The sequence below is a fragment of the Roseomonas alba genome, from assembly GCF_019430885.1.
Classification (GTDB): Bacteria; Pseudomonadota; Alphaproteobacteria; order Acetobacterales; family Acetobacteraceae; genus Neoroseomonas; species Neoroseomonas alba.
This window is the reverse complement of the sequence record NZ_JAHYBZ010000001.1, coordinates 343,944-368,656: the sequence shown is the minus strand read 5'-3', so window position 1 is coordinate 368,656 and position 24,713 is coordinate 343,944. Positions and strand designations below refer to the sequence as shown.

Sequence of the window (24,713 nt, the reverse complement as noted above, 5' to 3'; positions counted from 1 at the left end):
GCGTGCCCCGGCCACGCGCCCCGGTCACTCGGCGGGGACGGCCGCCGCGGGCTTCCGACTGCGCGCCCCGGCTTGCGCTGAACCGGCGCAGAGCAACGACAGCCCGAGCAGCACAGCCACCACCGGCAGAACCAGAACCGGATATCCCATGTCGATCAGGAAGCCGAGCGGCACCGGCGTGATCGCGTTGCCGAGCGGCAGGCCGGAGGAGACGAAGCCAAAGACCTTGCCGATCTCGCCGGGTGGCGAGGCATCCTTCAACATCACGTCGCGCGGCGTGCGCGACGCGCCCATGGCGAGGCCACCGAGGAAGCCCACGATCGGCAGCAGGAGTTCCGGCATGGGCACCAGGCCGAGCGTCACGATCATCGCCATGGCGAAAACGGTCAGCACCACGACGAAGCCGATCAGGTTGCGCTTGGAGGTATCCGCGACCCAGCCGCCCACAAGCGTGCCCCCGGTCGCGCCGACCATGTAGCCGGTCAGCACCGTGGAGGCGACGGCGACCGGCGTGCCCCACAGCTTGCCGAGCACGGTGATGATCCAGGACTGGATGCCCGACCCGGCCATGGAGGAGAGCATGAAGAAGGCGAAGAACAACAGGATGGGACGCGAGAGCAGCAGCTCCCGGCCACTTGGCCCGCCCTCGGCCTTCCGCAGCTTGGGCTGGTCCTGCAGGATGCGGCTCTGCACCAGGATGGCGAGGACCACCGGCACCCCGAGCAGCCCGACCACCAGCAGCGACCAGCGCCAGCCCACGATGGCCGCGAGCAGCGCGATCACCGGCGGCGCCAGGGCAAAGCCGAGATTGCCGGTGAAGGTGTGCAGCGCGAAGGCGCGCCCCATGCGCGCCTTGTCGATCGACCCGGCGAGGATCGCGTAGTCCGCCGGGTGGATCACCGAATTGCCGATGCCCGACAGAATGGCGAGCAGCCAGATCGCCCAGATCCCCGGCGCGGCCGCCATAGCCGAGACGGACAGGGCCATCAGCAGCGTCCCACCGACCAGGAAGGGCCGCGCGCCGCGCCGATCCACCAAGAAGCCTACGGGGGTCTGGAGCAACGCCGTGGTACCGGACATCAGCGCGACGGCCAGGCCGAGCTCGGCGAAGGAGACGCCGAACTCCGCCCGCCAGAACAGGAAGAGCGGCGGCAGGGTCAGCATGTAGAAATGTGACAGGAAGTGCCCGGTGCCGATCAGCGTGATGATGCGCGCTTCCCGGCCGATGCCGGCGGGCTTGGACGTTTCGGCGGGCATGTCTGCACCCTGGCCTGTGACTATTGCCGTAACGCTGGGCGCGGTGCGGTCCCCCGTCAACGGGCGATTTTCCCGACATTCCATCCATGTCGGCGAGCCTGGCGGCCCGCCGCCGTTTGCGAGCCATTCGCAAGTACTTGAGCTGCACCGCAAAAGTCCCGCCGCGGATTTGACGCTGTCCCGCGCCGCACCATACAAGTGCCGGCACAAGGCCGTCCCCCGGCTCGGGGATCGGGGCAGGCGGCGCTTTGGAGTTTACGGACCATGTCCAAGATCACCGACGCGCGGGAGGCCCTGATGGTCGGCCGCCGGTCGGATGGCAGCCTCGTCCGCCGTCCGCTGTCGCCCCATCTGCAGGTCTACGACATGTTGCAGATGTCCTCCGCACTCTCCATCACCCACCGCATCACCGGCGCGCTCTGGTCGATCGGCATGGTCTTCCTGGTGTGGTGGCTGGTCGCCGCCGCCGCCGGCGAATCCGCCTATAATGGCGCGATGTGGTTCTTCGGGTCCTTCATCGGCGTGCTCGGCCTGATGGGCCTGACGGCGGTGGCCTGGTACCACACGCTGGCCGGCATCCGGCACCTCTACTGGGACAGCGGCCGTGGCTTCGAGATCCCGACCATGTACCTCACCGGCCGGGCGGTGCTGATCGGCACCGCGGCGCTCACCGCGCTGACCTGGCTCATCATGCTCATCACCTGGATCTGACGCCGATGGCCGCGCCGACAATCCGCTCCCTTCGCTCCCCGCTCGGCCGCGTGCGCGGCCTGGGCGCCGCCAAGGGCGGCACGCATCACTGGTGGATGCAGCGCGTCACCTCCATGGCGTTGCTGCCGCTGACCATCTGGCTGGTCTTCGCCCTGGCCCGCATGCCGGATGCCACCTGGCAGGAGGCGACGGCCTGGATCGGCCGCCCCTTCAACGCCGTGCTGCTGCTCGCCTTCCTCGCCGCCGCCTTCCACCACATGGCCTATGGCCTGCAGGAGTGGATCGAGGATTATGTGCGCGGCGAGCTCTGCAAGGTCGGCGCGCTGCTCGTGATCAAGGGCGCCTGCTTCCTGCTGTGGCTGTCGGCGACGCTCGCCGTGCTGCGCATCGCGGTCTGACCGAAGACGGTCAGGCCGCCCGATTTGACAAGCATCGCCCCCTGGCGGGCGCGAACGAGACGGATGCGATGAACGCGATCAGCAAGCCTTCGAACGGCGCCTACCGCATCGTCGATCACACCTATGACGTGGTGGTGGTCGGCGCGGGCGGCGCGGGTCTGCGCGCGACCTTCGGCATGGGTGCGGCGGGCCTCAGCACCGCCTGCATCACCAAGGTCTTCCCCACGCGCTCCCACACCGTGGCCGCGCAGGGGGGCGTCGGCGCCTCGCTCGGCAACATGGGCGAGGATGACTGGCGCTGGCACATGTACGACACCGTGAAGGGGTCGGACTGGCTCGGCGACCAGGACGCGATCGAATACATGTGCCGCGAGGCGGTGCCGGCGATCTACGAGCTGGAACACTTCGGCGTGCCGTTCAGCCGCACCGAGGACGGCAAGATCTACCAGCGCCCCTTCGGCGGCCACATGAAGTACTACGGCAAGGAGCCCGCGATGCGGGCCTGCGCCGCGGCCGACCGCACGGGCCATGCGATCCTGCACACGCTCTATCAGCAGTCGCTCAAGCATAACTGCGAGTTCTTCGTCGAGTATTTCGCCCTCGACCTCATCATGGAGGACGGCGCCTGCCGCGGCGTCATCGCCTGGTGCCTCGAGGATGGCTCGATCCATCGCTTCCGCGCCCAGACCACGGTGCTGGCGACCGGCGGCTATGGCCGCGCCTATTTCTCCTGCACCTCGGCGCATACCTGCACGGGTGACGGCGGCGGCATGGTGCTGCGCGCCGGCCTGCCGCTGCAGGATAATGAGTTCGTGCAGTTCCACCCGACCGGCATCTACGGCTCGGGCTGCCTCGTCACCGAGGGCGCCCGCGGCGAAGGCGGCTACCTGACGAACTCCGAGGGCGAGCGCTTCATGGAGCGCTACGCGCCGACGGCGAAGGACCTCGCCTCGCGCGACGTCGTCTCCCGTGCCATGTCGATGGAGATCCGCGAGGGCCGCGGCGTCGGTCCGCTGAAGGACCACATCTACCTGCACCTCGAGCACCTGGGCGCGGACATCCTGCATGAACGCCTCCCCGGCATTTCCGAGACGGCGAAGATCTTCGCCGGCGTGGATGTGACGAAGGAGCCGATCCCGATGCTGCCGACCGTCCACTACAACATGGGCGGCATCCCCACGAACATTCACTGCGAGGTGCTGGACGCGACTAGCGCCGACCAGGACAAGGTGGTCCCCGGCCTGATGGCCGTGGGCGAGGCCGCCTGCGTGTCGGTGCATGGCGCGAACCGGCTCGGCACCAATTCGCTGCTCGACCTGGTGGTGTTCGGCCGCGCCGCCGCGCATCGCGCGGCGGAGACGATCAAGGCTGGCGCGACGCAGGCCCCGCTGCCGCCCAAGGCCGGCGAGGCCTCGCTCGACCGCTTCGACCGCGTGCGCAATGCGAAGGGCTCGACCTCGGTCGCCGAGCTGCGCCTGACCATGCAGCGCACCATGCAGGCGCATGCCGCGGTGTTCCGCACCTCCGAACTGCTGAAGGAAGGTGTGGAGAAGATGGACAAGGTCGCCGCCACCTTCGGCGACATCAAGATCGCCGACCGCTCCCTGATCTGGAACAGCGACCTGATGGAGGCGCTGGAGCTGGACAACCTGATCGGCAATGCGCTGACGACGATCCATGGCGCCGATGCGCGCAAGGAATCGCGCGGCGCCCACGCCCAGGAAGACTTCCCCGAGCGCGACGACGTGAACTGGATGAAGCACACCCTGGCGCGCGTGGACGACAAATACGCCGTCAGCCTCGACTACCGCGACGTGAAGATGCGCACGCTGACGAATGAAGTGCAGGTCTTCCCGCCGAAGCCGCGCGTGTACTGAGGAACCCGACCGATGGCCACCTTCACGCTTCCGAAGAACTCCACGGTCGGCGAAGGCCGTACCTATCCGGCGCCCGCCGGCGCGAAGAACGTCAAGGCGTTCAAGATCTACCGTTGGGATCCGGATGGCGGTGCCAACCCGCGCACCGACACCTATGAGATCGATCTCGACCAGTGCGGGCCGATGGTCCTCGACGCGCTGATCAAGATCAAGAACGAGGTCGACACCACCCTCACCTTCCGCCGTTCCTGCCGCGAAGGCATCTGCGGCTCCTGTGCGATGAACATCGACGGGCTGAACACGCTCGCGTGCCTCAAGCCCATCGAGGAAGTGACGGGCGACGTCCGCATCTCCCCGCTGCCGCACATGCCGGTGGTGAAGGACCTGGTGCCGGACCTCAACCAGATCTACGCGCAGCTCCGTTCGGTCGAGCCCTGGCTGAAGTCCGACACGCCGCCGCCACCCGATGGCGAGCGCCTGCAGTCGAAGGAAGAGCGCGCGAAGCTCGATGGGCTGTGGGAGTGCATCCTGTGCTTCTGCTGCTCGACCGCCTGCCCGTCCTATTGGTGGAATGGCGACCGCTACCTCGGCCCCGCGGTGCTGCTGCAGGCCTATCGCTGGATCGCGGACAGCCGCGATGAGGCGACGGGCGAGCGTCTCGACGCGCTCGAGGATCCGTTCAAGCTGTATCGCTGCCACACCATCATGAACTGCACCCGGACCTGCCCGAAGGGGCTGAACCCGGCGCAGGCGATCGGCGAGATCAAGAAGCTGATGGTCGAACGCCAGGGGTAAGGCCGGCTGGAGGGGCTCTGCCCCTCCAGACCCACCCCGCCAAAGGCCGAAAGGCCTTTGCAAGCCAATACCTGGCGCCGTGCGCCCCCGACAGAATGAATGCCGAAGCCCGCTCCTGCGCACAAAGCGCGGCGAGCGGGCTTTTCGCGACAGCGGCGCCCGGCGCCAAGTCGCGGTTTCCAAAGGCCTTTCGGCCTTTGGCGGGGTGGTTCGGAGGGGCAGCGCCCCTCCGACCTTCATCGCATCACGGCGCCGGCCGCACCCCCATCGCCACCGTCCGTTCATCCATCCGCGGATCGTGTTCCAGCCCGCGCTTCAGCGCCCAGGTATTCACGTACTGCATGAGCTGGATGTAGGGCTCGTCTTCCCCGTACAGCGCCACCGCCTGGTGCCAGATCGCCTCGCGCGCCGTGTCGTCCAACGTCGCCGATCCCTGCGCGGCGAACTGGTCAAAGCGCGGGTCGGAGTAGCGCGCATTGTTGTTCGACCCGGTCAGCCGCGTGCGGTCGCGCGTGCCGATCGTATTGATCAGGAAGTTCGAGGCCTCGCCGCTCGAGGACCCCCAGGCGCCGAGCTGCATGGCGAATTCGAAGCGCGAACGCCGCGCGACGAAGGCCGTCCAGGGCAGTGCCTCGACCTGGGTGCGCACGCCGACGCGCGTCCACATCTGCGCGACGGCCTGGGCGATGCGCGCATCGTTCGGCCAGCGATCATTCGGCGCCGACAGCGTGACGCGGAAGCCGTCCGGATAGCCGGCCTCGGCCAACAGGCGCCGCGCCGCGGCGGGGTCATAGGCACGCGGGGGCACATGCGTGTTGAAGCCAAAGGCACCTTCCGGCAGCCATTGCGCCGTCGCGGTCGCCGCGCCTTCCATCACGCGTTCGACCAGCGCGTCCCGGTTGATCGCCATCGACAGCGCGCGACGGACGCGCACGTCCTTGAAGGGATTCACCGCGAGCGGCCGGCCCGCATTGTCGGTGATCTGCGCATTGCCGCCCTCGATGCCGTAGTCGGGGGCGAGGAAGACGGTGCGCAGGCTCGGAACCGACGTCACGGTCAGCCGCTGGTCGTGGCGCAGCCGCGCGATGTCGGTGGTCGGGATCTGTTCGATCAGGTCGACATCGCCGGCGAGAAGTGCGGCGGTGCGCGCGCCGTCATTGCCGATGATGCGATAGGACACGCGCGCCCAGGGCTGGGCCGGGCCGAACCAGGATGGGTTGCGTTCGAACTCCACGCGATCGCCCAGGCGATAGGAAACCTGGCGATACGGCCCGGTGCCGATCGCCGCGCGACCCGAATTGAAATCCTCGCTGCTCGGGTTCTCGCCGATGGCCCGGGAGATGATCGACACGGAGGACAGGTCGAGCGGCATCAGCGGATGCGGCGTGCGGGTGTGGATGCGGATCGTCTCGGCATCCACGATCTCGACGCGGGTGATGGCGCGCAGGAAGCCGCCGAAACCGCCCGGGCTGTTCGGCACGTTCGGCACGCGCGCGAAGGTGAAGACGACGTCGTCCGCGGTGAAGGGCTTGCCGTCGTGCCAGGTCACGCCCTGGCGCAGCTTGAACTCCCACACCGTGTCCGACACCGTGCGCCAGGAGGTGGCGAGCGATGGGAAGGGCCGCGCCTGCGCATCGCGTTCGACCAGCCGGTCAAAGACGTGCATCGTCGCCGCGTTGTTCGGCCCAAAGTTGTGATAGTGCGGGTCCATCGAAGTGACCGGCGCCGCGGCGCCGATGGTGAGCGTCTGGGCTCCGGCCGTGGTGCCAGCCAGCATCGCGGCCAAACCCGCGACGCGAGCCGCGGCCTTCATGCAGTTCATCAAATTATCTCCCGGTCTGGTCGCGGACCAGCGTTCTTCCCAATCCCTGCCGCATCGTCGCAGCCAGGGCAGATGGGGGAAAGGGGCAATCGCCCACTGTTATGTGGCCGGGTTGCGACAAGACCGCCCCTTCGTGCCAGCATGGCGGCCGACCCGGCCAAAGATGCCGGGATAGGGAAACGGAGAAAGACGCATGCCCCGCCGGACCCGCTCCGCTGCCATAGGCCTTGCCGTGTTCATGACCGCGACCACCGTCTCGGCCCAGACGCTGAATGTCGGATCTGCCGCGCCCGTGACCACGGTGGACCCGCATTTCCACAATGTCGGTCCGAACAACGCGCTGACGATGCACATCTTCGACCGGCTGGTCGAACGCGATGCGCGCGCGCGGCCGCATCCCTCGCTCGCCACCTCCTGGCGCGCGGTGTCGGACACGGTGTGGGAGTTCAAGCTGCGCGAGGGCGTGACCTGGCACGACGGCAAGCCCTTCACCGCGGACGACGTCGTCTTCACCTTTTCCCGCGTGCCCAACGTGCCGAACAGTCCCGGCGGGTTCCAGGGCTTCCTGCGCGCCATCACCCGCGTCGAGGTGGTCGATCCGCTGACGCTGCGCCTGCATACCGCCGCACCGCATCCGCTCATGCCGCTCGACCTCGCCTCGGTGTCCATCATCGCGCGCCACGCGGCGGAAGGCGCGGCGACCGAGGACTTCAACACCGGCCGCGCCGCCATCGGCACCGGCCCCTATCGCCTGGCCAGCTACCGCTCCGGCGACCGCGTCGAGATGACGCGCAACGATGCCTATTTCGGCGGCGCGCAGCCCTGGGCGCAGGTGAACTACCGTATCGTCAACAATGACGCGGCGCGTACCGCCGCGCTGCTCGCGGGCGATCTCGACCTGATCGAGCAGGTGCCCACCTCGGACCTCGCGCGGCTGCGCCGGGACAGCCGCGTGACCATCACCGAGATCCCCTCGCTCCGCACTGTCTACATGGCGCCGGACTACACGCGCGACGGCGGCACGCCGTTGATCACCGACAATGCGGGCCATCCCCTGCCGGTGAACCCCTTCAAGGACGCGCGCGTGCGCCGCGCCCTGTCCATGGCCATCAATCGCCAGGCACTGGTCGATCGCGTGATGGAAGGCGCGGCGACCGCGACCGCGCAATGGCTGCCCGAAGGCGCCTTTGGCTACAATCCGCGCATTCGGCCCCGCGCTTTCGATCCGGATGGGGCGAAGCGCCTGCTCGCCGAAGCCGGCTACCCGGATGGCTTCCGCATCACCATGCACACGCCGAACGACCGCTGGCCGAACGATGCGCGGCTGGCCCAGGCGGTCGCGCAGATGTGGACCCGCATCGGCGTGCGGGTGCAGGTCGACGCCCTGCCCTGGACCGCCTTCGTGCCCCGGCGCGCGCGCATCGAATATGCGATGCAGATGGCCGCCTGGGGCAGTTCGACGGGCGAGGGTTCGAACTTCCTGATCAACACTCTCGCGACCAATGACCGCCAGCGCCTGACCGGGGCGAACAACAATGCGCGCTTCTCCGGCCCGGTCTTCGACGAGCTCGCTGCGCGCGGCTCGGCGACGCTGGACGATGAGCGGCGCGAGGTGATCTGGCACGAGGCCGTGGCGCTCTACGCCGAGGAGGAACCGCTGATCCAGCTCATCCAGTACGTGAACACCTGGGCCGTGCGCCGCGGCCTGACGCATGAGCCGCGCATGGATGAGCGCACGGTGGCAATGGGCGTGCGCCCGGCGCCGTAAGATGCCTTGCCCGTCTCGGGGCAAGGCCGGCCGGCCTCCGTTGCGGAGGGGCGGTGCCGCGCTCCGTGCTGCCGAAGTCGCTGAACTCTGGCATCCTCGCGAGGCGCCTTGCGCGCTGATGCGGGGTCCGGCACGCGATCAATCAGCAGTGCCTGGCGGGATCCGAGCGCCGCCCGATGGCCCGCATGCCTCCGAGGGCGAAGATCGGAGGGGCTCTGCCCCTCCGAGCCACCCCGCCAGGGGATTGGATCCCCTGGACCGCATTCTGCTGGTGCCGGGCCGGGGGGTCATTTTGAGCCCTCCCGGCGCGTTTCGGGCTCAAGGGCGGGCTTCGGCATTCCGTTCCACGTGGGCGCACGGCGCCAAAGGGAGGTTTGCAAGGACCCTTCGGCCCTTGCCGGGGTGGTTTCCTCCAACCCCACAGCGGACATATCGAGCTAATCAGGAGGGCCTTTGGCAGGATGGCTTGGAGGGGCAAGGCTCGCCCGATACATCCTATCCCGCGAGGACCCGCAGTTCCGCCGCGATTGCCTCCAGCTCCGCCAGCGCCGCGCGCAGCGCCGCCGTTTCCTGCTCCTCCGCGGCGGGCGGCGGCGGCGGGTCGCCGAGCGGCAATTCGCCGGTCACGGCCTGGGGTCCTTCGTCGGTCCCGTCACGCAGCAGCCGCTGCACACCCTTGATCGTATAGCCCTGGGTGTAGAGCAGGTCGGAGATGCGCCGCAGCAGCGCAATGTCCTCCGGCCGGTAGTAGCGCCGCCCGCCACCGCGCTTCAGCGGCTTGAGCTGCGGGAACTTCGATTCCCAGAAACGCAGAACGTGCTGGGGAATATGCAGGTCGTCGGCGACCTCGCTGATGGTCCGGAAGGCGGTCGGGGCCTTGCGCGGCCTGGTCCGCGTGTCCGACTCGACCTCCGGCGGCAGGTCGTCGCTCATTCCTCGTCGCCTTCGGGCTCGTTGTTGATCCGGGCCTTGAGCACCTGGGACGGACGGAAGGACAGGACCTTGCGCGGCAGGATCGGCACCTCGACGCCGGTCTTCGGGTTGCGCCCCACCCTCTGGCCCTTCTGACGCACCAGAAATGTACCGAAGGCGGAGATCTTCACTGGCTCACCGGCCTCCAGCGCCGCGGAGATCCGCTCGAGCACGGTCTCCAGCAGGGCCGCACTCTCGTTCCGCGACAGCCCGACATTGGCGTAGATCGCCTCGGCAAGCTGCGCGCGCGTGACCGTATCCATGCCCAGCGGGCCCCCATAAACCCCTCAGCCCAAAAGAAAGCCGGGATGCGGGTCGCCCGTCAACCGGAACCGGCCGACGCGGTCACCGCACCCCATAGACCAGGTCGGGCAGAAAGGTCGCGACCGCCGGCACATAGGTCACGAGGATCAGCAGGGCCGTCATGATGGCGATGAAGGGCCAGACCCCACGTACCACCTCCGACAGCGGGCAACGCAGGATGCCCGCCAGCACGAAGAGATTGAGCCCCACCGGCGGCGTCAGCAGCGCCAGTTCCATGTTCATCGTCACCACCACGCCGAAATGGACGGTGTCGATGTCGAAGGGCTTCAGCAGCGGCAGGATCACCGGCATCGCCAGCAGCAGCACGGAGAAGACCTCGAGGAACATGCCGAGGATCATCAGCAGCACGTTGATGCCGATGAGGAACTGCCACCAGGTCAGGCCGAGCGAGGTGGTCCATGCGACGACGCGCGCGGCGACGCCCGCCTCGGTCACCCAATGCCCGAAGATCAGCGCGAGCGCGATGATGATCATGATCGCCGCGGCGTTGCGCACCGCCTCGGCCATCACGGTCAGCAGCTGGGACGGGGCGATGCCCTTGTAGACGAAGACCGACAGGGCGAGCGCCACGACCGCCGAGAGCGCGGCGCACTCGGTCAGCGTCACGACGCCGCCGTAGAGCCCGCCCAGCACGATCACCGGGACCGAGAGCGCCGGCAGCGCATAGACCGTGCGCCGCCATTTCTCCCGCGTCTCCAGCGAGGTCTCCCGCGCATAGCCCTTGCGGCGCGCGTAGTAGACGACCCAGGCAGCGATCGCGCCGGCCTGCAGCAGGCCGGGAATGACGCCGGCGAGGAAGAGGCGCGTGATCGCCTCATCCGCCAGCACGCCATAGACCACGAAGGCGAGCGAGGGCGGGATCAGGATGCCGAGCGTGCCCGAGGCCGCGACGATGCCCGCCGCGAAATGCCGCTCATACCCCGCGCGCAGCATGGCCGGCACCAGCACCGTGCCCATCGCCATGGCGGTGGCGACCGAGGACCCGCACATCGCCGCGAAGATGGTGCAGGAGGCGACGCAGACCAGGCCGAGCCCGCCCGGGATGCCGCCAACCCAGGCTTCGGCCGCGCCGATCAGCGCCTTCGCCACATTGCCGCGTTCCATGAAGACCGCGGCGGCGACGAAATAGGGCACGGCGAGCAGCGTCGTCGAATTGAACTCGTCGACGATCTTCTGCGCCATGGGCAGCAGCGGCTGGCCTTCGCCGAGGAAGGCGAGGAAGGCCGTCGAGCCCATCACGAGCCAGATGGGCACGCCGAGGATCAGCAGCCCGCCGAACAGGACCCAGATCATGGCCCGGCCCGCCCGCGCAGGCCCGCATGATCCAGCAGCTTCAGGACATAGGCCACCGCCATCAGCGCCATGCCGACCGGCAGCGAGGCCTGGTAGATCCACAGCGGGAAACGCAGCGTCGTGGTCGAGACGTCGCCGAAATCCCAGCTTTCATAGGTGACGAGGTAGCCGAGCCAGCACAGCGCGATCGACATGGCGAGGCCGAGCAGGTCGCCCAGCACCGCCAGCGCGCGCTGCACCGGCAGCGGCATCGCGCCGACCACCAGATCTGCCCGGATGTGCCGGTCCGCCGCCGTCACCGCGGCGAAGGACACGCACACCGCCCAGACGATGAGGTAGACCTGCACCTCGTCGCCCCACTCGATCGCATGCTGCGGGGCCACCGCCCGCAGCAGCACGTTCACCACGGCAAGCAGCAGCGCGCTCATGCCGAACAGGCCCACGACGAAGGAGTCGATGCGGGCCAACACGCCGCGGCGCTCGGCCGCGGCGGGAGGGGCGAGTTCCATCGGGGCCTGCGAAGGTCAGACGCGAACGCCGGACGCGCGGATCTCCCGCAGCACGCCCGCGACCAGTTCGCGATCCATGCCGATCTCCCCGACCACCTGGTCCTGCGTCGTCATCAGGCGCTGGCGGGCCTCGGCCACCTCGTCGGGCGCCGCAGTCTTGATGGTGATGCCGTTGCGCAACAGGACGTCGCGCGCGGCGATCTGCGCGGCGGCCGCCTCCGTGCGCTCCTTGTCCACCGTCGCTTCCCAGGCGGTGACCAGCTTGCGCTGTTCTTCCGCGTTCAGCTTCGCCCAGAAGGCCTGGCTGACCATCGGGATGTACTGGTTGAAGGTCTGGTTGTCCTCGAAGCAGTACTTCACCCCGGCATCCCAGAGCTTCGCGGTGTTGGAGCTCTCATGCGTCGTGATGAGGCCGTCCACCGTGTTCTGGCTGAGCGCGAGCGGCACGTCCGGCCAGGGCACCAGCACCGGATTGGCGCCGAGCGTGCGGATACGCGCGGCGTTCGCCGACCCGCCCGGATGGCGGATGCGCAGCCCCTGCAGGTCCGCATAGCCGTTGAGCGGCTTGCTGGTGCTGTAGAAATGCTGCCCGCCCAGGTCGAACCAGCGGCCCAGCACCTTCACCCGCAACCGTTCCTCCAGCTTGCGGTTGATCTGCTGGCCGGCCGGCCCGTCCATGATCTTGTAGAGCAGCTCGGCGCTCAGCCCGTAGAACATCGGCAGCGACGGCAGTGCGGCATCCGAGGCAATGCCGTCGAGCTGCCACCACCCCGGAATGCCCATCTCAACGGCGCCCTGGCGCAGCGCGCGCGGCACGTCCCGGTCGCGGAAGAGCTGTGCCGAGGGGAAGATCTGCGGCGCCACACGCGGAATGTCCGCGTGCACGCGCGTCGCAAAGGTCTCGGTATTCGTGTTGCGCACATGGGTAGGGTTGGTGTCGAGCGATATGCGCATCTGGTCCGCCGCCCAGGACGGACGCACTCCGAGCGCGAAAACGGAACCGACGACACCGAAGACGAATGGACGACGAAGCATGTCCTCAACCTCCCACATTGCCCCGCTGTTCCGCGGGTGCATAGAACCATCGCATAACAGGGCGCGGACCAGCCACGCCCCTCGGCCCTATAGGTGGTGATAGACGCCCGAAGTCAATGCGCGGACGGTCCGAGGATCAGAAGCGGATGAGCGCAGCACCCCAGGTCAGCCCGCCGCCGATCGCTTCCAGCACCGCGAGGTCGCCGCGCCGGATGCGCCCGTCGCCGCAGGCTTCGGCGATGGCGAGCGGAATGGACGCGGCCGAAGTGTTGGCATGCCTGTCGACGGTAACGACCACGCGCTCGGACGGCAGGTGCAGCTTCTTGCCCATGGCGTCGATGATGCGGCGATTCGCTTGGTGCGGGATCAGCCAGCGCACATCCTCGTGGCCGAGACCGTTCGCCGTCAACGCTTCATCCACCACGGCGGCGAGCTTCGTCACGGCATGGCGGAACACCTCTCGCCCGGCCATGCGCAGCAGGCCGGTGCCGCCCGTCGATCCGGCTCCACCCTCGATATGCAGGATGTCGCCGAAATTCCCGTCCGAATGGAGGTGGGTCGAGAGAACGCCGCGATCGGCGGTGGTGCCCTCGCCTTCCCCCGCGCGCAGCAGCACCGCGCCGGCGCCGTCGCCGAACAGCACGCAAGTGCCGCGATCGGTCCAGTCGAGGATGCGCGAATAGACCTCGGTGCCAATCACCAGCACACAGTGCGCCTGGCCGGTGCGGATCAGCGCGTCCGCGACGCCCATCGCATAAATGAAGCCGGTGCAGGCCGCGGCCATGTCGAAGGCGAAGCCCCTCGTCGCGCCGATCTTCGCCTGGATACGCACCGCCGTCGCCGGAAATGCGGAATCGGGCGTGGAAGTCGCGACGAGCACGGCATCGACCTCGGACGCCTCAACACCGGCACGTTGCAGCGCCTGGCGCGCCGCGGCCGCGCCCATGTCGGACGCGGTCTCGCCCTCGGCGGCGACGTGGCGATAGCCGATGCCGGTGCGCTCGCGGATCCAGGCGTCGGAGGTCTCGATACCCTTCAGCGCCGCGAGTTCGTCGTTCGACAGTCGGGTCGCGGGCAGATAGCCGCCGCAACCGGCGATGGTGGCGCGCAGGACCATGGAAGGCAGGCTACCTCAGTGGGGATCGGCCGCGATTCGCGGTCCGCTTGTGGACAGGCGTGACAGGCCCTCACGGATACGCTCGTTGAAGCCGTGCGTCACCATGTCCATCGCAACATCGACCGCATGGGCGAAGCCGAGCGCGTCGGTGCCGCCATGCGACTTCACGACCACGCCATTCAGCCCGATCAGGATCGCGCCGTTGTAGCGGCGCGGATCCATCCATTCACGCAGGCGGTCGAGCGCGGGGCGCGCCAGCAGATAGCCGAGACGGGCCGGCACGCTGCTCGTAAAGACCTGGCGCAGGAGGTCGCGCATGAGCTTCAGGGCGCCCTCGCCGGTCTTGAGCGCGACATTGCCGGTGAAGCCGTCGGTGACGATCACGTCCGTGGTGCCGGCCGTGATGTCATGGCCTTCGACAAAGCCACGGAAATTGCCGCCGATATGCGAATCGCGCAGCGTCTCGGCGGCCGCGCGCACGCGATCATCGCCCTTCAGCTCCTCGGAGCCGACATTGAGCAGGCCGATCGACGGGTTGGTCAGGCCAAGCACGGCGCGCGCAAAGGCGTCGCCCATGACGGCGAATTCGACGAGATTGCGCGCATCGCACTGCACATTGGCGCCGAGGTCGAGCAGCACGACGTCGCCGCGCGCGGATGGCCCGATGGCGGCGAGCGCCGGCCGGTCGATCTCGCGCATCGTCTTGATGACGATCTTCGACAGCGCCATGAGCGCGCCGGTATTGCCGGCCGAGACGATGCCCGACGCTTCCCCCTGCGCCACCGCGTCAATGGCGACGCGCATGGAGGAGGCGCGCACCCGCAGCGCCGCCGTCGGCTTCATGTCGCCGGGGATGTAGTCCGGGGCGTGCCGCAGGCTGCAGGCGCGCGCGGCACGCTTGCGCCGCGCCAGAGCGCCGCCCACGCGGGCCTCGTCGCCGACCAGCAGGAAACGCGCGTCGGGATGCCGTTCGGCTGCCAGTTCCAGGCCGTCGAGAACGACTTCCGGCGCCGCATCGCCACCCATGGCGTCGATCGCCAGGGCGAAGGGCGGGCTCGGCTGAGGCACCTCAGGCTTCCATCGGCGCGGACGTCACCACCGCGCGTCAGGAACGGATCGTCTGGCCCACACGCTCGGCCGCCACCACCTCACGGCCGTCATAGTGGCCGCAATGGGAGCAGACGTGATGCGGTCGCTTCAGCTCACCGCAGTTCGAGCACTCCTGGTAGGAGGGGGCGCTCAGTGCCTCGTGGCTGCGACGCATGCCGCGGCGGGAGGGCGAAACCTTTTTCTTCGGAACGGCCATGGTGCCGAGCCTCTTTCGTCAATTAGCGTTCAGGATAGCGGGAGGGCGGGGCATTAGCACCCCCCCCCTCCCTATGCAAGCCGCGGTGGGTCCAGGGCTGCTATTTCCGCCCCTTCAGGGCCGCCAGCGCCGCGAAAGGGTTCTTCGGTGCCGCCTCGGGGGCTGGTTCACCCCCCTCCTCCGGCAGGGCCGCGCCCGGCGCACGGGGATAGGGATCGAGGGCCAGAGAGAGCTGCTCGGCCAGTGCATCGCCCAACTCGGCAACGCCGCCCGGGGCCTCGATCTCGTCCGGCGCCTCGGGGTCGTCGGACCAGGTCTCGCCGGGCCCGAGGATGCGCAGGTGCACATGCTCCTCCACCTGCTGGGTCACGGGTTCCAGCGTGACGACGCAATCCTGCACCACCTCGGCCGACAACCGGCCGGTGATGGCGACCCCGCCGCCCGGTTCGGGCGCCAGGCGCAGATCGGCGGCAAAACGGTTCACCGCAGGAATGCCGAAACGCAGCGCAAGCGCGGCACGCTCGGCCGGGGTCGCGGTCAGGTGTTCCTCCCGCCCCTCGGGCGGGACGCGGGCCAGGGCCAGGGGCCGGGAGAATTCAGGCGTCATGGAGCAGGGCCTCCGCATCCAGGAAGGTGACCCGGCCGGCCACGAGATCGCCGATTCCCTGCCCGGCCAGATGGGCCGCCTGGGCCCGGGTGATGGCGGCCAGGCGCGCGGGCGCGGCCGCGGCGGGCGGCTCGGCGCTGCGCCAGACATTGCGGGCGAGCGCCTCGGCCAGCGCCGTATCATCAACCGAATCGATCGCCGCCTCATAGGCCAGGGCGCGGCCATGGAAGGCTTCCCAGGCCTGGCGCACCTTCTTGCCGACCGACAGGTCGCCGACGCCCATTTCCCGCAGGTTCTGGTCCATGTCGGCGAACATGGCGTCAAACACCGCCTGGGCCAGGGCCGGGCCGCGCGCATCGCCATCCCGGCGCAGCCGGTTGATCAGCAGCCCGACATGCAGGGCGATCAGGTCGAAGCGGCCCTCCACGGTGTCGGGTGCGCCCAGCACGGCGAATAGCGCCGGCGTCCGTGCCGCGCCGACCGCCGCGCCGTAGAGTTCGAAGCCGGCCCGCTCATGGGGCCGGCGCCGGAACATCGCGAGGATGCCCATGATATGAAGGTGCTCCTGCCCCGCGCCTGTTGACCGGGGGGTGTCATGCTGTCTATCGGTTCCGCGACATGGCCCGCCATCCCCGATCGGTCAACGCATTCCGCCTCGCGACCTGCCTGGTCCTGGTCACGGTCCTTTCGGGCTGCACCTGGATCACCAATACGCTTGGCCCCGCCCCCGTCCAGCGCGGCAACCGCGTGGATCCCGAGCGCCTCGCCCAGATCACGCCGGGCGTGCAGACGCGCTCGGATGTCGAGGCGCTGCTCGGCTCGCCCTCGGCCCGCGGCACCTTCGACGAGAACCACTGGTACTACATCAGCGCCCAGTCCCGCCTGTCGCCGGGCCGGACCCTGCTGATCGAGGATCAGCGCGTCGTCGCCATCGCCTTCAACCAGCAGGGCGTGGTCAGCGAGGTCCGCGAGCTGACCGATGCGGACGGCCGGCCGGTGACAATGGTGTCGCGCGAGACGCCGGTGCCGGGCAGCGAGCGCTCCCTGCTGCAGGCGCTGTTCGGCAATCTCGGCCGGCCCGGAATGGGCGGCACGCCCGGCGTCGGCAATCCGGCAAGCCTCGGCGGCGGAGCGCGGTAGCGATCACGGCTGACGCCGTGGTCAGAAATGGCTCCAGCCGCCGCGCGTGAGGGTCAGGACACGGCCATCGGCGCCTCGTACTTGGACCTCCGGCGCGCCTTCCACCATCCTGCCGATGCGGGTCACGGGCACCGCGGCCGCACGGGATGCGCCCTGGACGGCCGCGGCCGCGGTGGGCGCGGCCGTGAACAGAAGCTCATAGTCGTCGCCGCCGGTCAGGATGGCCGGCAGCAGCGCCGCATCGCCCGCAATCAGCGCGGCAGCCGCGGGGGAAAGCGGCACCGCGGCAGCGTCGAGTTCCGCCCCGCAACCTGCCGCGCGGCACAGATGGCCGAGGTCCTGCACCAGCCCGTCCGAGACATCCATCCCGGCGTGAATGACGCCCGCGATGGCCTGGCCCAGCGCCAGCCGCGGTTCCGGCAGGCGGTAGCGGCGCGCGAGGTGCCCCGCCGCATCGTCCGGCAATTCCCCGCGCAGCACCCGAAGCCCGAGCGCCCCATCGCCGATCGTGCCTGAAACCCAGATGTCGTCCCCCGGCCTGGCGCCGACACGCCGGATCGCCCGGCCGGGAGCCACGCTGCCGAGGATGGTCAGCGACAGGCAGGTCGGCCCGGGCGTCGTCACCGTGTCCCCGCCCAGCGCGGCGAGGCCGAAGCTGCGCTGATCCTCCGCCAGGCCGGCGACGAAGCCGGCGATCCAGTCATCGGTCGTGCCGCGCCGGAACGCCGTGGTCATCAGGTAGCCGAGCGGAACCGCCCCCATGGCTGCGAGGTCGGAGAGATTCACCCGCAGCAGCTTGCGCCCGATCGTGTTGGGCGGGTCATCGGGAAGGAAGTGGACGCCAGCGATCATGGCATCGGCCGCCAGGACGAGCTGTCGGCCAGGCGGGACGTCCAGAAGCGCGGCGTCGTCGGACAGGCCGAGGGCGCCCTCCCCCGCCAAAGGCAGGAAGTGGCGGGCAATGAGGGCGAATTCCGGCGGGAGCGTCATGCAACGATGCCCACACTCACGTCGGACCGACCGGAAATGGGCTCTGCCCCTTTCCGGACCTCACCCCGCCAAAGGCCAAAAAGCCTCTGGACACCAATTTTCGGTTCCGGGCACGCCAGCCATGCGGCCCCCGCGAAGCACCCTTTGTGCTCAAGAACCAGTTTCGACATGCTGCGGACCATGGCGCACGGCGCCAAATGGAGGTTTCCAAAGGCCTTTCGGCCTTTGGTGGGGGTGGCTTGGAGGGGGCAAGGCCCCCTCCAACGCAACCTCACCGCGCGAACTCCGCCGGCCGCAGCGCATGCGCCATGGCATCCAGCACGCCATTCGCGAAGCGGGACGTCTCCTCGTCCAGGAACCCGCGCGCGACGTCCAGATACTCGTTGATCACCACCCGCGCCGGCGGTTCCTTGCCGCTCAGCAGCTCAGCCGCGGCGGCCCGCAGCAGGGCGCGCAGCACGGGGTCGAGCCGTTCCAGCGTCCAGTCCTTGGACAGGCGCGCGCGGATCTCGGCGTCGGCATCCTCGGACCGGGTGGCGGCGGCCTTCAGGATCGTTTCGAACAGGGGAATGTGGGCCAATGGAACCTGGCCGTCCTCGAAGGCTTCCGCGCCCTCGCCCGCACCGATGCGGTGGCGGATGAACTGGGCGGCGACGGTCTCGGCGCTCTCGCCGGTCTGCTCGGATTGGAACAGCGCCTGCACGGCGGCGACCCGCGCGCCCGTGCGCGGCCGGCCGGCCGGCTTGGGGGGCTTGCTCATCCGGCGAGGCCCCAGCCGCGGGCGATGCCGATCTGGGCGATCAGGGCATGCGCCGCCTCGGCGCCCTTGTTCATGCGGTCGTCGCGCGACCGCGCGATCGCCTGGTCGAGCGTGTCCACCGTCAGCAGGCCGAAGCCGATCGCGGCGGCCGAACGGGTCGAGAGGTCCATCACGCCGTGGCAGATCGCGTCGCAGATGAAGGTGTAATGGTCGGTCTCTCCCTTCACCACGCAGCCGAGCAGCAGGAAGCCGTCCCAGCGCCCGGGCAGCTTCAGGGCCATGGCAAGGGCGGCAGGCAGCTCGTAGCCGCCGGCGACCTCGGTCACGTCGACCGTGGCCGAGACATCGGCGAAGACGTCGCGCGCGCCGCGCAGCATCCCGTCGACCACATCCCGGTAATAGGGTGCCGAGAGGACCAGGATGCGCGGCGCCGGGCCGGCGAGCACGGCCTTGCCGCGCTCGGGGGAATCAAGGGTGCTCAATTGGCGTTGTCCGTGGTGATGGGCCGGATCTCGACATCTTCGATGCCGTAGCCCTCGAGGCCGACGATCGGCCGCGGATGGTTGGAAAGGCGGATCATGCGCGTCACGCCGAGGTCGGCAAGGATCTGCGCGCCGATGCCGTAATCGCGCAGCTCGGGCGGTGTGGCCTTGCCGCGGCCGCGGCGGATCGTGTCGGACAGGCCATCGGTGCGCCAGTCGCGCAGCAGCACGACGACGCCGCGGCCGGCCGCGGCGATCTCGCGCATCGCGCCGTGCAGCTCGCCGATGGTGCGGCCGGAGACCAGGTCGTTCAGGACGGACGCCGCATGCATGCGCACCAGCACGGGGTCATCGCCACCGATGTCGCCCTTCACCAGCGCAAGGTGCTCGCCGGCCGTGACCGTGCTGGCATAGACCACGGCGCGCCATTCGCCGCCGATCGCCTGGGGCAGGATCGAATCCTCGACCCGGCGGACCAGGCGCTCGGTGCGGCGGCGATGGGCGATCAGGTCGGCGATGGTGCCGAGCTTCAGCCCGTGATGCTGGGCGAACGCCACCAGGTCCGGCATGCGGGCCATGGTGCCGTCGTCGTTCATGATTTCGCAGATCACCCCGGCCGGGTTCAGCCCGGCGAGGCGCGCGAAGTCGACCGCCGCCTCGGTATGGCCCGCGCGGACCAGCGTGCCGCCTTCGCGGGCGACCAGCGGGAAGACATGGCCGGGGGTGACGATGTGCTCGCGCCCCAGGTCGGGGTTGATGGCGACGGCGACGGTGCGCGCGCGGTCGGCGGCGGAGATGCCGGTGGTCACCCCGTCCCGCGCCTCGATGGACACGGTGAAGGCGGTGGCGTGGCGCGTGCCGTTCGACTGCGCCATCAGCGGCAGACCGAGCTGTTCGACCCGCTGGCGCGTCATGGCCAAGCAGATCAGGCCGCGCGCATAGCGGGCCATGAAATTGATGGCATCCGGCGTGGCGAACTGCGCGGGGATGACGAGGTCGCCCTCATTCTCGCGGTCCTCGTCATCCACCAGGATGAACATCCGCCCGCTCCGCGCTTCCTCGAGCAGTTCCTCGGTCGGCGACAGGAACTCCGTGAAGGAGGTGCGGACGGTCTCGGTCATCGCGCTCAACGGTTCGACTCCTGGAGGCGCGCGACATAGCGCGCCATCATGTCCGCCTCGATGTTCACGCGGTCGCCGGGCTGCAGCGTGCCGAAGGTGGTGACCGAGGCGGTGTGCGGGATGATGTTGACCCCGAACACGTCACCGTCAACCTCGTTCACGGTCAGCGAAACGCCGTCGATCGCAATCGATCCCTTGGCCGCGACGAAGCGCGACAGGGCTTTCGGCACGCGGAAGCGCCAGCGGACGGAGGCGTTCTCGGGGGTGGCGGACACCACCTCGGCCACGCCATCGACGTGGCCGGAGACGATGTGGCCCCCGAGTTCGTCGCCCATGCGCAAGGCGCGTTCCAGGTTGATGCGCCGGCCTGGGGTCCAGGACCCGACGGTGGTCATGGCGACCGTCTCGGCCGAGCAATCGACGGAAAAGGCATCGGCCGCGAGGTGCACCACAGTCAGGCAGACGCCCGAACAGGCGATGGAGGCACCCAGCGCAGCCGGAGCCGGCGTGGCGAGGAAGCCCGGCGAGGTTCCGATGACGAGGCGCAGGTCATGCCCGCCGCCGATCGGCTGGACTTCCCGCACGGTGCCAAGGTCCGTGACGATCCCGGTGAACATCAGCCGACCTCCGCGATGGGTTCGAATTCGGTGAGCATATCCGCCCCGAGGGGCCGGACGGCGACCCTGCGGAAACGTGGCATGGCGGCGAGCGCGGCGAGGTGCAAGTCCCCCGTCGCGGGATGGCCCTCCCCGCCCATGATTCCGGGCGCGTGGAACCAGGCGAGGCGATCGACCAACCCGCCGCGCAGCAGCCCGGCGGCCAGCCCCGCCCCGCCCTCGGCCAGCACCCGCGTCACGCCGCGCCCGGCCAGCGCGCCGAGCAGGGCGCGGAGGTCGAGGCCGGTTTCAGCCCCCGCCGGGACGGTCAGGACGGACACGCCTGCGGAGATGTAGCGCGCCAGGGCGCTGGGTGGGTGGCCGGGGACGGTGACGATGGTGGTCGGCGTGGTCGCGGCGGTGGTGACCAGCCGCGCGGTGACCGGCGTGCGCAGCCGGGCATCGGCGACGACGCGCAGCAGGGGCACGCGCTCCATGCCCGGGATGCGGACGGTGAGGTCCGGGTCGTCGGCCAGCACCGTGCCGGACCCGACCAGGATGGCATCGTGGCGCGCGCGCAGGGCATGGGCCTCGCGGCGCGCCTCGGGGCCGGTGATCCAGCGGGATTCCCCGGTCGCCGTCGCGATGCGCCCGTCCAGCGTGCTGGCGAGCTTCAAGGTGACGATGGGCAGGCCCTGTTCGATGCGGCGGAAGAAGCCGGCGTTCAGCGCGCGGGCCTCGGCTTCCAGCAGGCCTTCCTCGACCACGATGCAGGCGTCGCGCAGCAGGGTGACGCCGCGGCCGTTCACGCGGGGGTCGGGGTCGCGCATGGCCATGACGACGCGAGCGACGCCGGCGGCGGTCAGCGCGTCGCAGCAGGGCGGCGTACGGCCGTGATGGGAGCAGGGCTCCAGGGTGACATAGGCCGTCGCGCCCCGGGCCTTGGACCCGGCGCGGCGCAGCGCCTCGGTTTCCGCATGGGGGCGGCCGCCCGGCTGGGTCCAGCCGCGGCCGATGACCGTGCCGTGCTTGACCAGCACGCAGCCGACCGCCGGGTTCGGCCAGGTATTGCCGAGCCCACGGCGGGCCAGCGCCAGGGCGGCGCGCATATGGGCGGTGTCATCGGACATGCGGGACCGGGTTTGTCCCGCAGGCGCGAAGGCGGGGCAAGGTGGCTTGCAACATGGCGGCCCCGTCACGCGCAGGGGTCTATGCCCTCGTCATGCCCCTGGAACGCTGAAATCGCTGGCCGCCCTGCGGGCCGGCGCAACAGCGCTCCAGACGGTTTCCACAGGCCTCGGGCCTTTGGCGGGGCGGGGTCCGGGGAAGGGCGGCGCCCCTCCCCCGGCGTCACTCCTTGCGCCCGAGCTCCCCGAGGAAGGCCTGGAAATCCTTCGCCTCGCCGAAATTGCGATAGACGCTGGCGAAGCGGACATAGGCGACCTGGTCGAGTTCCCGCAGCGCGTCCATCACGATCTCGCCGATCTTGCGGGACGGGATCTCGGTCTCGCCCTCGGTCTCCAGGCGGCGCTGGATGGCGTTGACCAGGCGTTCGATGCGGTCCTCGTCGACCGGGCGCTTGCGCAGGGCAATGCGGATGGACCGGGCCAGCTTCTCCCGGTCGAAGGGCACGCGGCGATTGTCGGATTTCAGCACCGTGATCTCGCGGAGCTGCACCCGCTCGAAGGTGGTGAAGCGCGCCCCGCAGGCGGCGCAGGCGCGCCGGCGACGGATCGCCGCGGCGTCCTCGGCCGGGCGGCTGTCCTTCACCTGCGTGTCCTCGGCGCCGCAGAAGGGGCACTTCATCGCGTGGCGTCCTTCGTTCGTATTCCGGGGTGTCCTCTACATATGGTGGCTCATGTGGCGCAAGAGCGCCATCGGTAGCCTTCGCGCCGCAGGGGCGCGCCGGTCTGCCTTGCCCTGTCCGGCCCCCGAGGGCATCCCTGCGGCATGGAGATCCGCCCCGCCATCGCCGCCGATGCCGAAGCCGCCAGCGCGCTGCTGCGGCAGTCGATCCGGGAGTTGTGCGTCGCCGACCACGGCCATGATCCGGCGATCCTGGACCGCTGGCTCGCCAACAAGACGCCGGAACAGTTCCGCGCCTGGCTCAAGTCGCCGGGGCTTCATGTGCTGGTGGCGACCGAGGGCGAGGCGCGGCTCGCGGTCGGCTCGGTGAGTTCCGAAGGGCGGATCGGATTGAACTACGTCGCGCCCGCGGCGCGCTTCCGTGGGGTGAGCAAGGCCATGCTGGCGGCGCTGGAGGACCAGGCGCGGCGGGCGGGCGCGACGCGCTGCACGCTGGAGAGCACCGTCACGGCCCAACGCTTCTACCGGGCGGCGGGCTATGTCGAAACCGGCCCGACGATCAGCCAGTTCGGCACCGCGAGCATCCCGATGGCACGGGCGCTCGCGGGGTAGGCACCGGCCTCAGTAGACCGGGAAGCGGCGGCAGAGGTCGAGAACCTTGGCCTTCACCGCGGCCTCGACCGCGGCGTTGCCGTCCTCGGCATTGGCGCGGGCGGCGCCGTCGAGGACCTCGCCGATCAGCTTGCCGATCTCGCGGAACTCGGCGGTGCCGAAGCCGCGGGTCGTGCCGGCCGGGGTGCCCAGGCGCACGCCCGAGGTCACCATCGGCTTTTCCGGATCGAAGGGGATCGCGTTCTTGTTGCAGGTGAGGTGCGCGCGGTTCAGCGAGGCCTCGCCCACCTTGCCGGTCAGCTTCTTGGGCCGCAGGTCGACCAGCAGCAGGTGGTTGTCGGTCCCACCCGTCACCAGATCGAGGCCCTGCGCCAGCAGCTCCTCGGCGAGCGTCTTGGCGTTGGCGACGACCTGCTGGGCGTAGTTGCGGAATTCGGGCTTCAGCGCCTCGCCGAAGGCCACGGCCTTGCCGGCAATGACATGCATCAGCGGGCCGCCCTGAAGCCCCGGGAAGACCGCGGAGTTGATCTTCTTCCCCAGCGCCTCGTCGTTGGAGAGGATCATGCCCCCGCGCGGGCCGCGCAGCGTCTTGTGGGTGGTCGTGGTCACCACATGGGCGTGCGGGATCGGGCTGTCATGCGCCCCGCCCGCCACCAGGCCCGCGAAATGGGCCATGTCCACCATGAAGTACGCGCCCACCTCGTCGGCGATGGCGCGGAAGCGGGCGAAGTCCCAGGCGCGGGCATAGGCCGACCCGCCGGCGACGATCACTTTCGGCTTGGACTCACGGGCGATGCGCGCGACCTCATCCATGTCGATGCGCTGGTCCTCGCGCCGCACCGTGTAGGGGGCGACCTTGAACCACTTGCCCGACTGGTTGGCCGGCGAGCCATGGGTCAGGTGCCCGCCGGCGGCGAGATCGAGGCCCATGAAGGTATCGCCCGGCTGCATCAGGGCGAAGAAGACGGCCTGGTTGGCCTGGGCGCCGGAATGCGGCTGGACGTTCGCAAAGGAGCAGCCGAAGAGCTGGCAGGCGCGCTCGATGGCGATGCGCTCGGCGATATCAACTGCCTCGCAGCCGCCATAGTAGCGGCGGCCGGGATAGCCCTCGGCATATTTGTTGGTCAGGACGCTGCCCTGGGCTTCGAGCACGGCCTTCGAGACGATGTTCTCGGAGGCGATGAGCTCGATGCCATCCTGCTGGCGCGTCAGTTCCTGGGCGACGGCGGCGGCGATGTCCGGGTCGGCTTCGGCGAGGGTGGCCTTGAAGAAGGCTGCGGCGGGCGCGGCGCCGGCGGCGGGGCCGTCGGGCGCGCGCAGAGGGACAGGGGCAGGGCGCATCATGGGGCGGGTTTTGCGCTTCCCACGGCGCTGTTGGCAAGGCGGAGTTGCGGAGGCGAGCCAAAGCCGCCCGG

General features: G+C 69.5%; 27 protein-coding genes. 7 read left to right on the top strand and 20 right to left on the bottom strand.

The genetic code is table 11. The annotated features are described in order from the left end of the window. Positions 1 to 24: 24 nt before the first annotated feature. Complete coding sequence (locus KPL78_RS01665) at positions 25 to 1,257, bottom strand: MFS transporter (protein WP_219760904.1); 1,233 nt, start codon at positions 1,255 to 1,257, stop codon at positions 25 to 27. 264 nt (positions 1,258 to 1,521) lie between these two features. On the opposite strand from KPL78_RS01665, the gene sdhC reads away from it, so the two are divergent. The 4 genes from sdhC to KPL78_RS01645 all read left to right on the top strand — a co-directional run bounded on the left by sdhC (position 1,522) and on the right by KPL78_RS01645 (position 5,038). Then, positions 1,522 to 1,968 carry a succinate dehydrogenase, cytochrome b556 subunit gene (sdhC, locus tag KPL78_RS01660; protein ID WP_219760903.1) on the top strand — a complete coding sequence of 149 codons (447 nt, stop codon included), beginning with the start codon at positions 1,522 to 1,524 and terminating at the stop codon, positions 1,966 to 1,968. Between the two features lie 5 nt (positions 1,969 to 1,973). After that, positions 1,974 to 2,366, top strand: coding sequence for a succinate dehydrogenase, hydrophobic membrane anchor protein (gene sdhD, locus KPL78_RS01655; protein WP_219760902.1), 393 nt, complete (start codon positions 1,974 to 1,976; stop codon positions 2,364 to 2,366). A 68-nt stretch (positions 2,367 to 2,434) separates the two neighbouring features. Next, positions 2,435 to 4,243, top strand: coding sequence for a succinate dehydrogenase flavoprotein subunit (gene sdhA, locus KPL78_RS01650; protein WP_219760901.1), 1,809 nt, complete (start codon positions 2,435 to 2,437; stop codon positions 4,241 to 4,243). 12 nt (positions 4,244 to 4,255) lie between these two features. Further along, positions 4,256 to 5,038, top strand: coding sequence for a succinate dehydrogenase iron-sulfur subunit (locus KPL78_RS01645; protein WP_219760900.1), 783 nt, complete (start codon positions 4,256 to 4,258; stop codon positions 5,036 to 5,038). Between the two features lie 244 nt (positions 5,039 to 5,282). Here the strand turns inward: KPL78_RS01645 and KPL78_RS01640 are convergent, their stop codons facing one another. Beyond that, a complete protein-coding gene (locus KPL78_RS01640; RefSeq protein ID WP_219760899.1) occupies positions 5,283 to 6,860 on the bottom strand; it encodes an ABC transporter substrate-binding protein in 1,578 nt (525 codons plus the stop codon). A 193-nt stretch (positions 6,861 to 7,053) separates the two neighbouring features. On the opposite strand from KPL78_RS01640, the gene KPL78_RS01635 reads away from it, so the two are divergent. Further along, the gene (locus tag KPL78_RS01635) at positions 7,054 to 8,628 is read left to right on the top strand and encodes an ABC transporter substrate-binding protein (protein ID WP_219760898.1); all 1,575 of its coding nucleotides are present in this window, start codon (positions 7,054 to 7,056) and stop codon (positions 8,626 to 8,628) included. Between the two features lie 495 nt (positions 8,629 to 9,123). On the opposite strand, the gene KPL78_RS01630 is transcribed toward KPL78_RS01635, so the two are convergent. The 10 genes from KPL78_RS01630 to KPL78_RS01585 all read right to left on the bottom strand — a co-directional run bounded on the left by KPL78_RS01630 (position 9,124) and on the right by KPL78_RS01585 (position 16,341). Beyond that, positions 9,124 to 9,561: a MerR family transcriptional regulator gene (locus tag KPL78_RS01630; protein ID WP_219760897.1), complete on the bottom strand. Its 438-nt coding sequence runs from the start codon at positions 9,559 to 9,561 to the stop codon at positions 9,124 to 9,126. After that, positions 9,558 to 9,863: an integration host factor subunit alpha gene (locus KPL78_RS01625; protein ID WP_219760896.1), complete on the bottom strand. Its 306-nt coding sequence runs from the start codon at positions 9,861 to 9,863 to the stop codon at positions 9,558 to 9,560. Before KPL78_RS01625 ends, KPL78_RS01630 begins: the two co-directional genes overlap by 4 nt. Positions 9,864 to 9,945: 82 nt before the next feature. After that, on the bottom strand, positions 9,946 to 11,217 hold the full coding sequence (locus KPL78_RS01620; protein WP_219760895.1) for a TRAP transporter large permease: 1,272 nt from the start codon (positions 11,215 to 11,217) through the stop codon (positions 9,946 to 9,948). Beyond that, entirely contained in the window at positions 11,214 to 11,726 is a 513-nt protein-coding gene (locus KPL78_RS01615) for a TRAP transporter small permease (RefSeq protein ID WP_219760894.1), read from the bottom strand. Before KPL78_RS01615 ends, KPL78_RS01620 begins: the two co-directional genes overlap by 4 nt. A 15-nt stretch (positions 11,727 to 11,741) precedes the next feature. Further along, positions 11,742 to 12,761 carry a TRAP transporter substrate-binding protein DctP gene (gene dctP / locus KPL78_RS01610; RefSeq protein WP_219760893.1) on the bottom strand — a complete coding sequence of 340 codons (1,020 nt, stop codon included), beginning with the start codon at positions 12,759 to 12,761 and terminating at the stop codon, positions 11,742 to 11,744. A gap of 136 nt (positions 12,762 to 12,897) precedes the next feature. Further along, on the bottom strand, positions 12,898 to 13,878 hold the full coding sequence (locus tag KPL78_RS01605) for a beta-ketoacyl-ACP synthase III (RefSeq protein WP_219760892.1): 981 nt from the start codon (positions 13,876 to 13,878) through the stop codon (positions 12,898 to 12,900). A 15-nt stretch (positions 13,879 to 13,893) separates the two neighbouring features. Continuing rightward, on the bottom strand, positions 13,894 to 14,946 hold the full coding sequence (plsX, locus tag KPL78_RS01600) for a phosphate acyltransferase PlsX (RefSeq protein ID WP_369412594.1): 1,053 nt from the start codon (positions 14,944 to 14,946) through the stop codon (positions 13,894 to 13,896). Between the two features lie 37 nt (positions 14,947 to 14,983). Then, complete coding sequence (gene rpmF / locus KPL78_RS01595) at positions 14,984 to 15,184, bottom strand: 50S ribosomal protein L32 (protein ID WP_137123705.1); 201 nt, start codon at positions 15,182 to 15,184, stop codon at positions 14,984 to 14,986. 100 nt (positions 15,185 to 15,284) lie between these two features. Then, positions 15,285 to 15,791, bottom strand: coding sequence for a YceD family protein (locus KPL78_RS01590; protein WP_219760891.1), 507 nt, complete (start codon positions 15,789 to 15,791; stop codon positions 15,285 to 15,287). Then, positions 15,781 to 16,341, bottom strand: a complete 561-nt coding sequence (locus KPL78_RS01585) for a ubiquinol-cytochrome C chaperone family protein (protein ID WP_219760890.1) — start codon at positions 16,339 to 16,341, stop codon at positions 15,781 to 15,783. Before KPL78_RS01585 ends, KPL78_RS01590 begins: the two co-directional genes overlap by 11 nt. 68 nt (positions 16,342 to 16,409) lie before the next feature. Between KPL78_RS01585 and KPL78_RS01580 the strand changes: the two genes are divergently transcribed. Next, positions 16,410 to 16,931 carry an outer membrane protein assembly factor BamE gene (locus KPL78_RS01580; protein ID WP_219760889.1) on the top strand — a complete coding sequence of 174 codons (522 nt, stop codon included), beginning with the start codon at positions 16,410 to 16,412 and terminating at the stop codon, positions 16,929 to 16,931. 21 nt (positions 16,932 to 16,952) lie between these two features. Here KPL78_RS01580 and thiL read toward each other — a convergent pair whose 3' ends face one another. From thiL to nrdR, 7 genes are all read right to left on the bottom strand, one after another. Then, the gene (gene thiL / locus KPL78_RS01575; protein ID WP_219760888.1) at positions 16,953 to 17,921 is read right to left on the bottom strand and encodes a thiamine-phosphate kinase; all 969 of its coding nucleotides are present in this window, start codon (positions 17,919 to 17,921) and stop codon (positions 16,953 to 16,955) included. 271 nt (positions 17,922 to 18,192) lie between these two features. After that, positions 18,193 to 18,681: a transcription antitermination factor NusB gene (nusB, locus tag KPL78_RS01570; RefSeq protein ID WP_219760887.1), complete on the bottom strand. Its 489-nt coding sequence runs from the start codon at positions 18,679 to 18,681 to the stop codon at positions 18,193 to 18,195. After that, positions 18,678 to 19,163: a 6,7-dimethyl-8-ribityllumazine synthase gene (gene ribH / locus KPL78_RS01565; RefSeq protein WP_219760886.1), complete on the bottom strand. Its 486-nt coding sequence runs from the start codon at positions 19,161 to 19,163 to the stop codon at positions 18,678 to 18,680. The genes nusB and ribH overlap by 4 nt, the downstream gene beginning before the upstream one ends. After that, positions 19,160 to 20,284, bottom strand: a complete 1,125-nt coding sequence (gene ribB, locus KPL78_RS01560; RefSeq protein ID WP_219761682.1) for a 3,4-dihydroxy-2-butanone-4-phosphate synthase — start codon at positions 20,282 to 20,284, stop codon at positions 19,160 to 19,162. Before ribB ends, ribH begins: the two co-directional genes overlap by 4 nt. A gap of 5 nt (positions 20,285 to 20,289) precedes the next feature. Next, positions 20,290 to 20,901, bottom strand: a complete 612-nt coding sequence (locus KPL78_RS01555; RefSeq protein ID WP_219760885.1) for a riboflavin synthase — start codon at positions 20,899 to 20,901, stop codon at positions 20,290 to 20,292. Then, entirely contained in the window at positions 20,901 to 22,010 is a 1,110-nt protein-coding gene (gene ribD, locus KPL78_RS01550; protein ID WP_219760884.1) for a bifunctional diaminohydroxyphosphoribosylaminopyrimidine deaminase/5-amino-6-(5-phosphoribosylamino)uracil reductase RibD, read from the bottom strand. The genes KPL78_RS01555 and ribD overlap by 1 nt, the downstream gene beginning before the upstream one ends. 220 nt (positions 22,011 to 22,230) lie before the next feature. After that, on the bottom strand, positions 22,231 to 22,686 hold the full coding sequence (gene nrdR / locus KPL78_RS01545; protein ID WP_219760883.1) for a transcriptional regulator NrdR: 456 nt from the start codon (positions 22,684 to 22,686) through the stop codon (positions 22,231 to 22,233). A gap of 144 nt (positions 22,687 to 22,830) precedes the next feature. Between nrdR and KPL78_RS01540 the strand changes: the two genes are divergently transcribed. Next, entirely contained in the window at positions 22,831 to 23,298 is a 468-nt protein-coding gene (locus tag KPL78_RS01540; protein WP_219760882.1) for a GNAT family N-acetyltransferase, read from the top strand. A 9-nt stretch (positions 23,299 to 23,307) separates the two neighbouring features. On the opposite strand, the gene glyA is transcribed toward KPL78_RS01540, so the two are convergent. Then, positions 23,308 to 24,639 carry a serine hydroxymethyltransferase gene (gene glyA / locus KPL78_RS01535; protein WP_219761681.1) on the bottom strand — a complete coding sequence of 444 codons (1,332 nt, stop codon included), beginning with the start codon at positions 24,637 to 24,639 and terminating at the stop codon, positions 23,308 to 23,310. Between the last annotated feature and the right edge of the window lie 74 nt (positions 24,640 to 24,713).

Bases quoted from the DNA above. Each gene is read 5' to 3' on its own strand.
- KPL78_RS01665 (WP_219760904.1), bottom strand. From the start codon at position 1,257: ATGCCCGCCGAAACGTCCAAGCCCGCCGGCATCGGCCGGGAAGCGCGC.
- sdhC (WP_219760903.1), top strand. From the start codon at position 1,522: ATGTCCAAGATCACCGACGCGCGGGAGGCCCTGATGGTCGGCCGCCGG.
- sdhD (WP_219760902.1), top strand. From the start codon at position 1,974: ATGGCCGCGCCGACAATCCGCTCCCTTCGCTCCCCGCTCGGCCGCGTG.
- sdhA (WP_219760901.1), top strand. From the start codon at position 2,435: ATGAACGCGATCAGCAAGCCTTCGAACGGCGCCTACCGCATCGTCGAT.
- KPL78_RS01645 (WP_219760900.1), top strand. From the start codon at position 4,256: ATGGCCACCTTCACGCTTCCGAAGAACTCCACGGTCGGCGAAGGCCGT.
- KPL78_RS01640 (WP_219760899.1), bottom strand. From the start codon at position 6,860: ATGAACTGCATGAAGGCCGCGGCTCGCGTCGCGGGTTTGGCCGCGATG.
- KPL78_RS01635 (WP_219760898.1), top strand. From the start codon at position 7,054: ATGCCCCGCCGGACCCGCTCCGCTGCCATAGGCCTTGCCGTGTTCATG.
- KPL78_RS01630 (WP_219760897.1), bottom strand. From the start codon at position 9,561: ATGAGCGACGACCTGCCGCCGGAGGTCGAGTCGGACACGCGGACCAGG.
- KPL78_RS01625 (WP_219760896.1), bottom strand. From the start codon at position 9,863: ATGGATACGGTCACGCGCGCGCAGCTTGCCGAGGCGATCTACGCCAAT.
- KPL78_RS01620 (WP_219760895.1), bottom strand. From the start codon at position 11,217: ATGATCTGGGTCCTGTTCGGCGGGCTGCTGATCCTCGGCGTGCCCATC.
- KPL78_RS01615 (WP_219760894.1), bottom strand. From the start codon at position 11,726: ATGGAACTCGCCCCTCCCGCCGCGGCCGAGCGCCGCGGCGTGTTGGCC.
- dctP (WP_219760893.1), bottom strand. From the start codon at position 12,761: ATGCTTCGTCGTCCATTCGTCTTCGGTGTCGTCGGTTCCGTTTTCGCG.
- KPL78_RS01605 (WP_219760892.1), bottom strand. From the start codon at position 13,878: ATGGTCCTGCGCGCCACCATCGCCGGTTGCGGCGGCTATCTGCCCGCG.
- rpmF (WP_137123705.1), bottom strand. From the start codon at position 15,184: ATGGCCGTTCCGAAGAAAAAGGTTTCGCCCTCCCGCCGCGGCATGCGT.
- KPL78_RS01590 (WP_219760891.1), bottom strand. From the start codon at position 15,791: ATGACGCCTGAATTCTCCCGGCCCCTGGCCCTGGCCCGCGTCCCGCCC.
- KPL78_RS01585 (WP_219760890.1), bottom strand. From the start codon at position 16,341: ATGGGCATCCTCGCGATGTTCCGGCGCCGGCCCCATGAGCGGGCCGGC.
- KPL78_RS01580 (WP_219760889.1), top strand. From the start codon at position 16,410: ATGGCCCGCCATCCCCGATCGGTCAACGCATTCCGCCTCGCGACCTGC.
- thiL (WP_219760888.1), bottom strand. From the start codon at position 17,921: ATGACGCTCCCGCCGGAATTCGCCCTCATTGCCCGCCACTTCCTGCCT.
- nusB (WP_219760887.1), bottom strand. From the start codon at position 18,681: ATGAGCAAGCCCCCCAAGCCGGCCGGCCGGCCGCGCACGGGCGCGCGG.
- ribB (WP_219761682.1), bottom strand. From the start codon at position 20,284: ATGACCGAGACCGTCCGCACCTCCTTCACGGAGTTCCTGTCGCCGACC.
- KPL78_RS01555 (WP_219760885.1), bottom strand. From the start codon at position 20,901: ATGTTCACCGGGATCGTCACGGACCTTGGCACCGTGCGGGAAGTCCAG.
- ribD (WP_219760884.1), bottom strand. From the start codon at position 22,010: ATGTCCGATGACACCGCCCATATGCGCGCCGCCCTGGCGCTGGCCCGC.
- nrdR (WP_219760883.1), bottom strand. From the start codon at position 22,686: ATGAAGTGCCCCTTCTGCGGCGCCGAGGACACGCAGGTGAAGGACAGC.
- KPL78_RS01540 (WP_219760882.1), top strand. From the start codon at position 22,831: ATGGAGATCCGCCCCGCCATCGCCGCCGATGCCGAAGCCGCCAGCGCG.
- glyA (WP_219761681.1), bottom strand. From the start codon at position 24,639: ATGCGCCCTGCCCCTGTCCCTCTGCGCGCGCCCGACGGCCCCGCCGCC.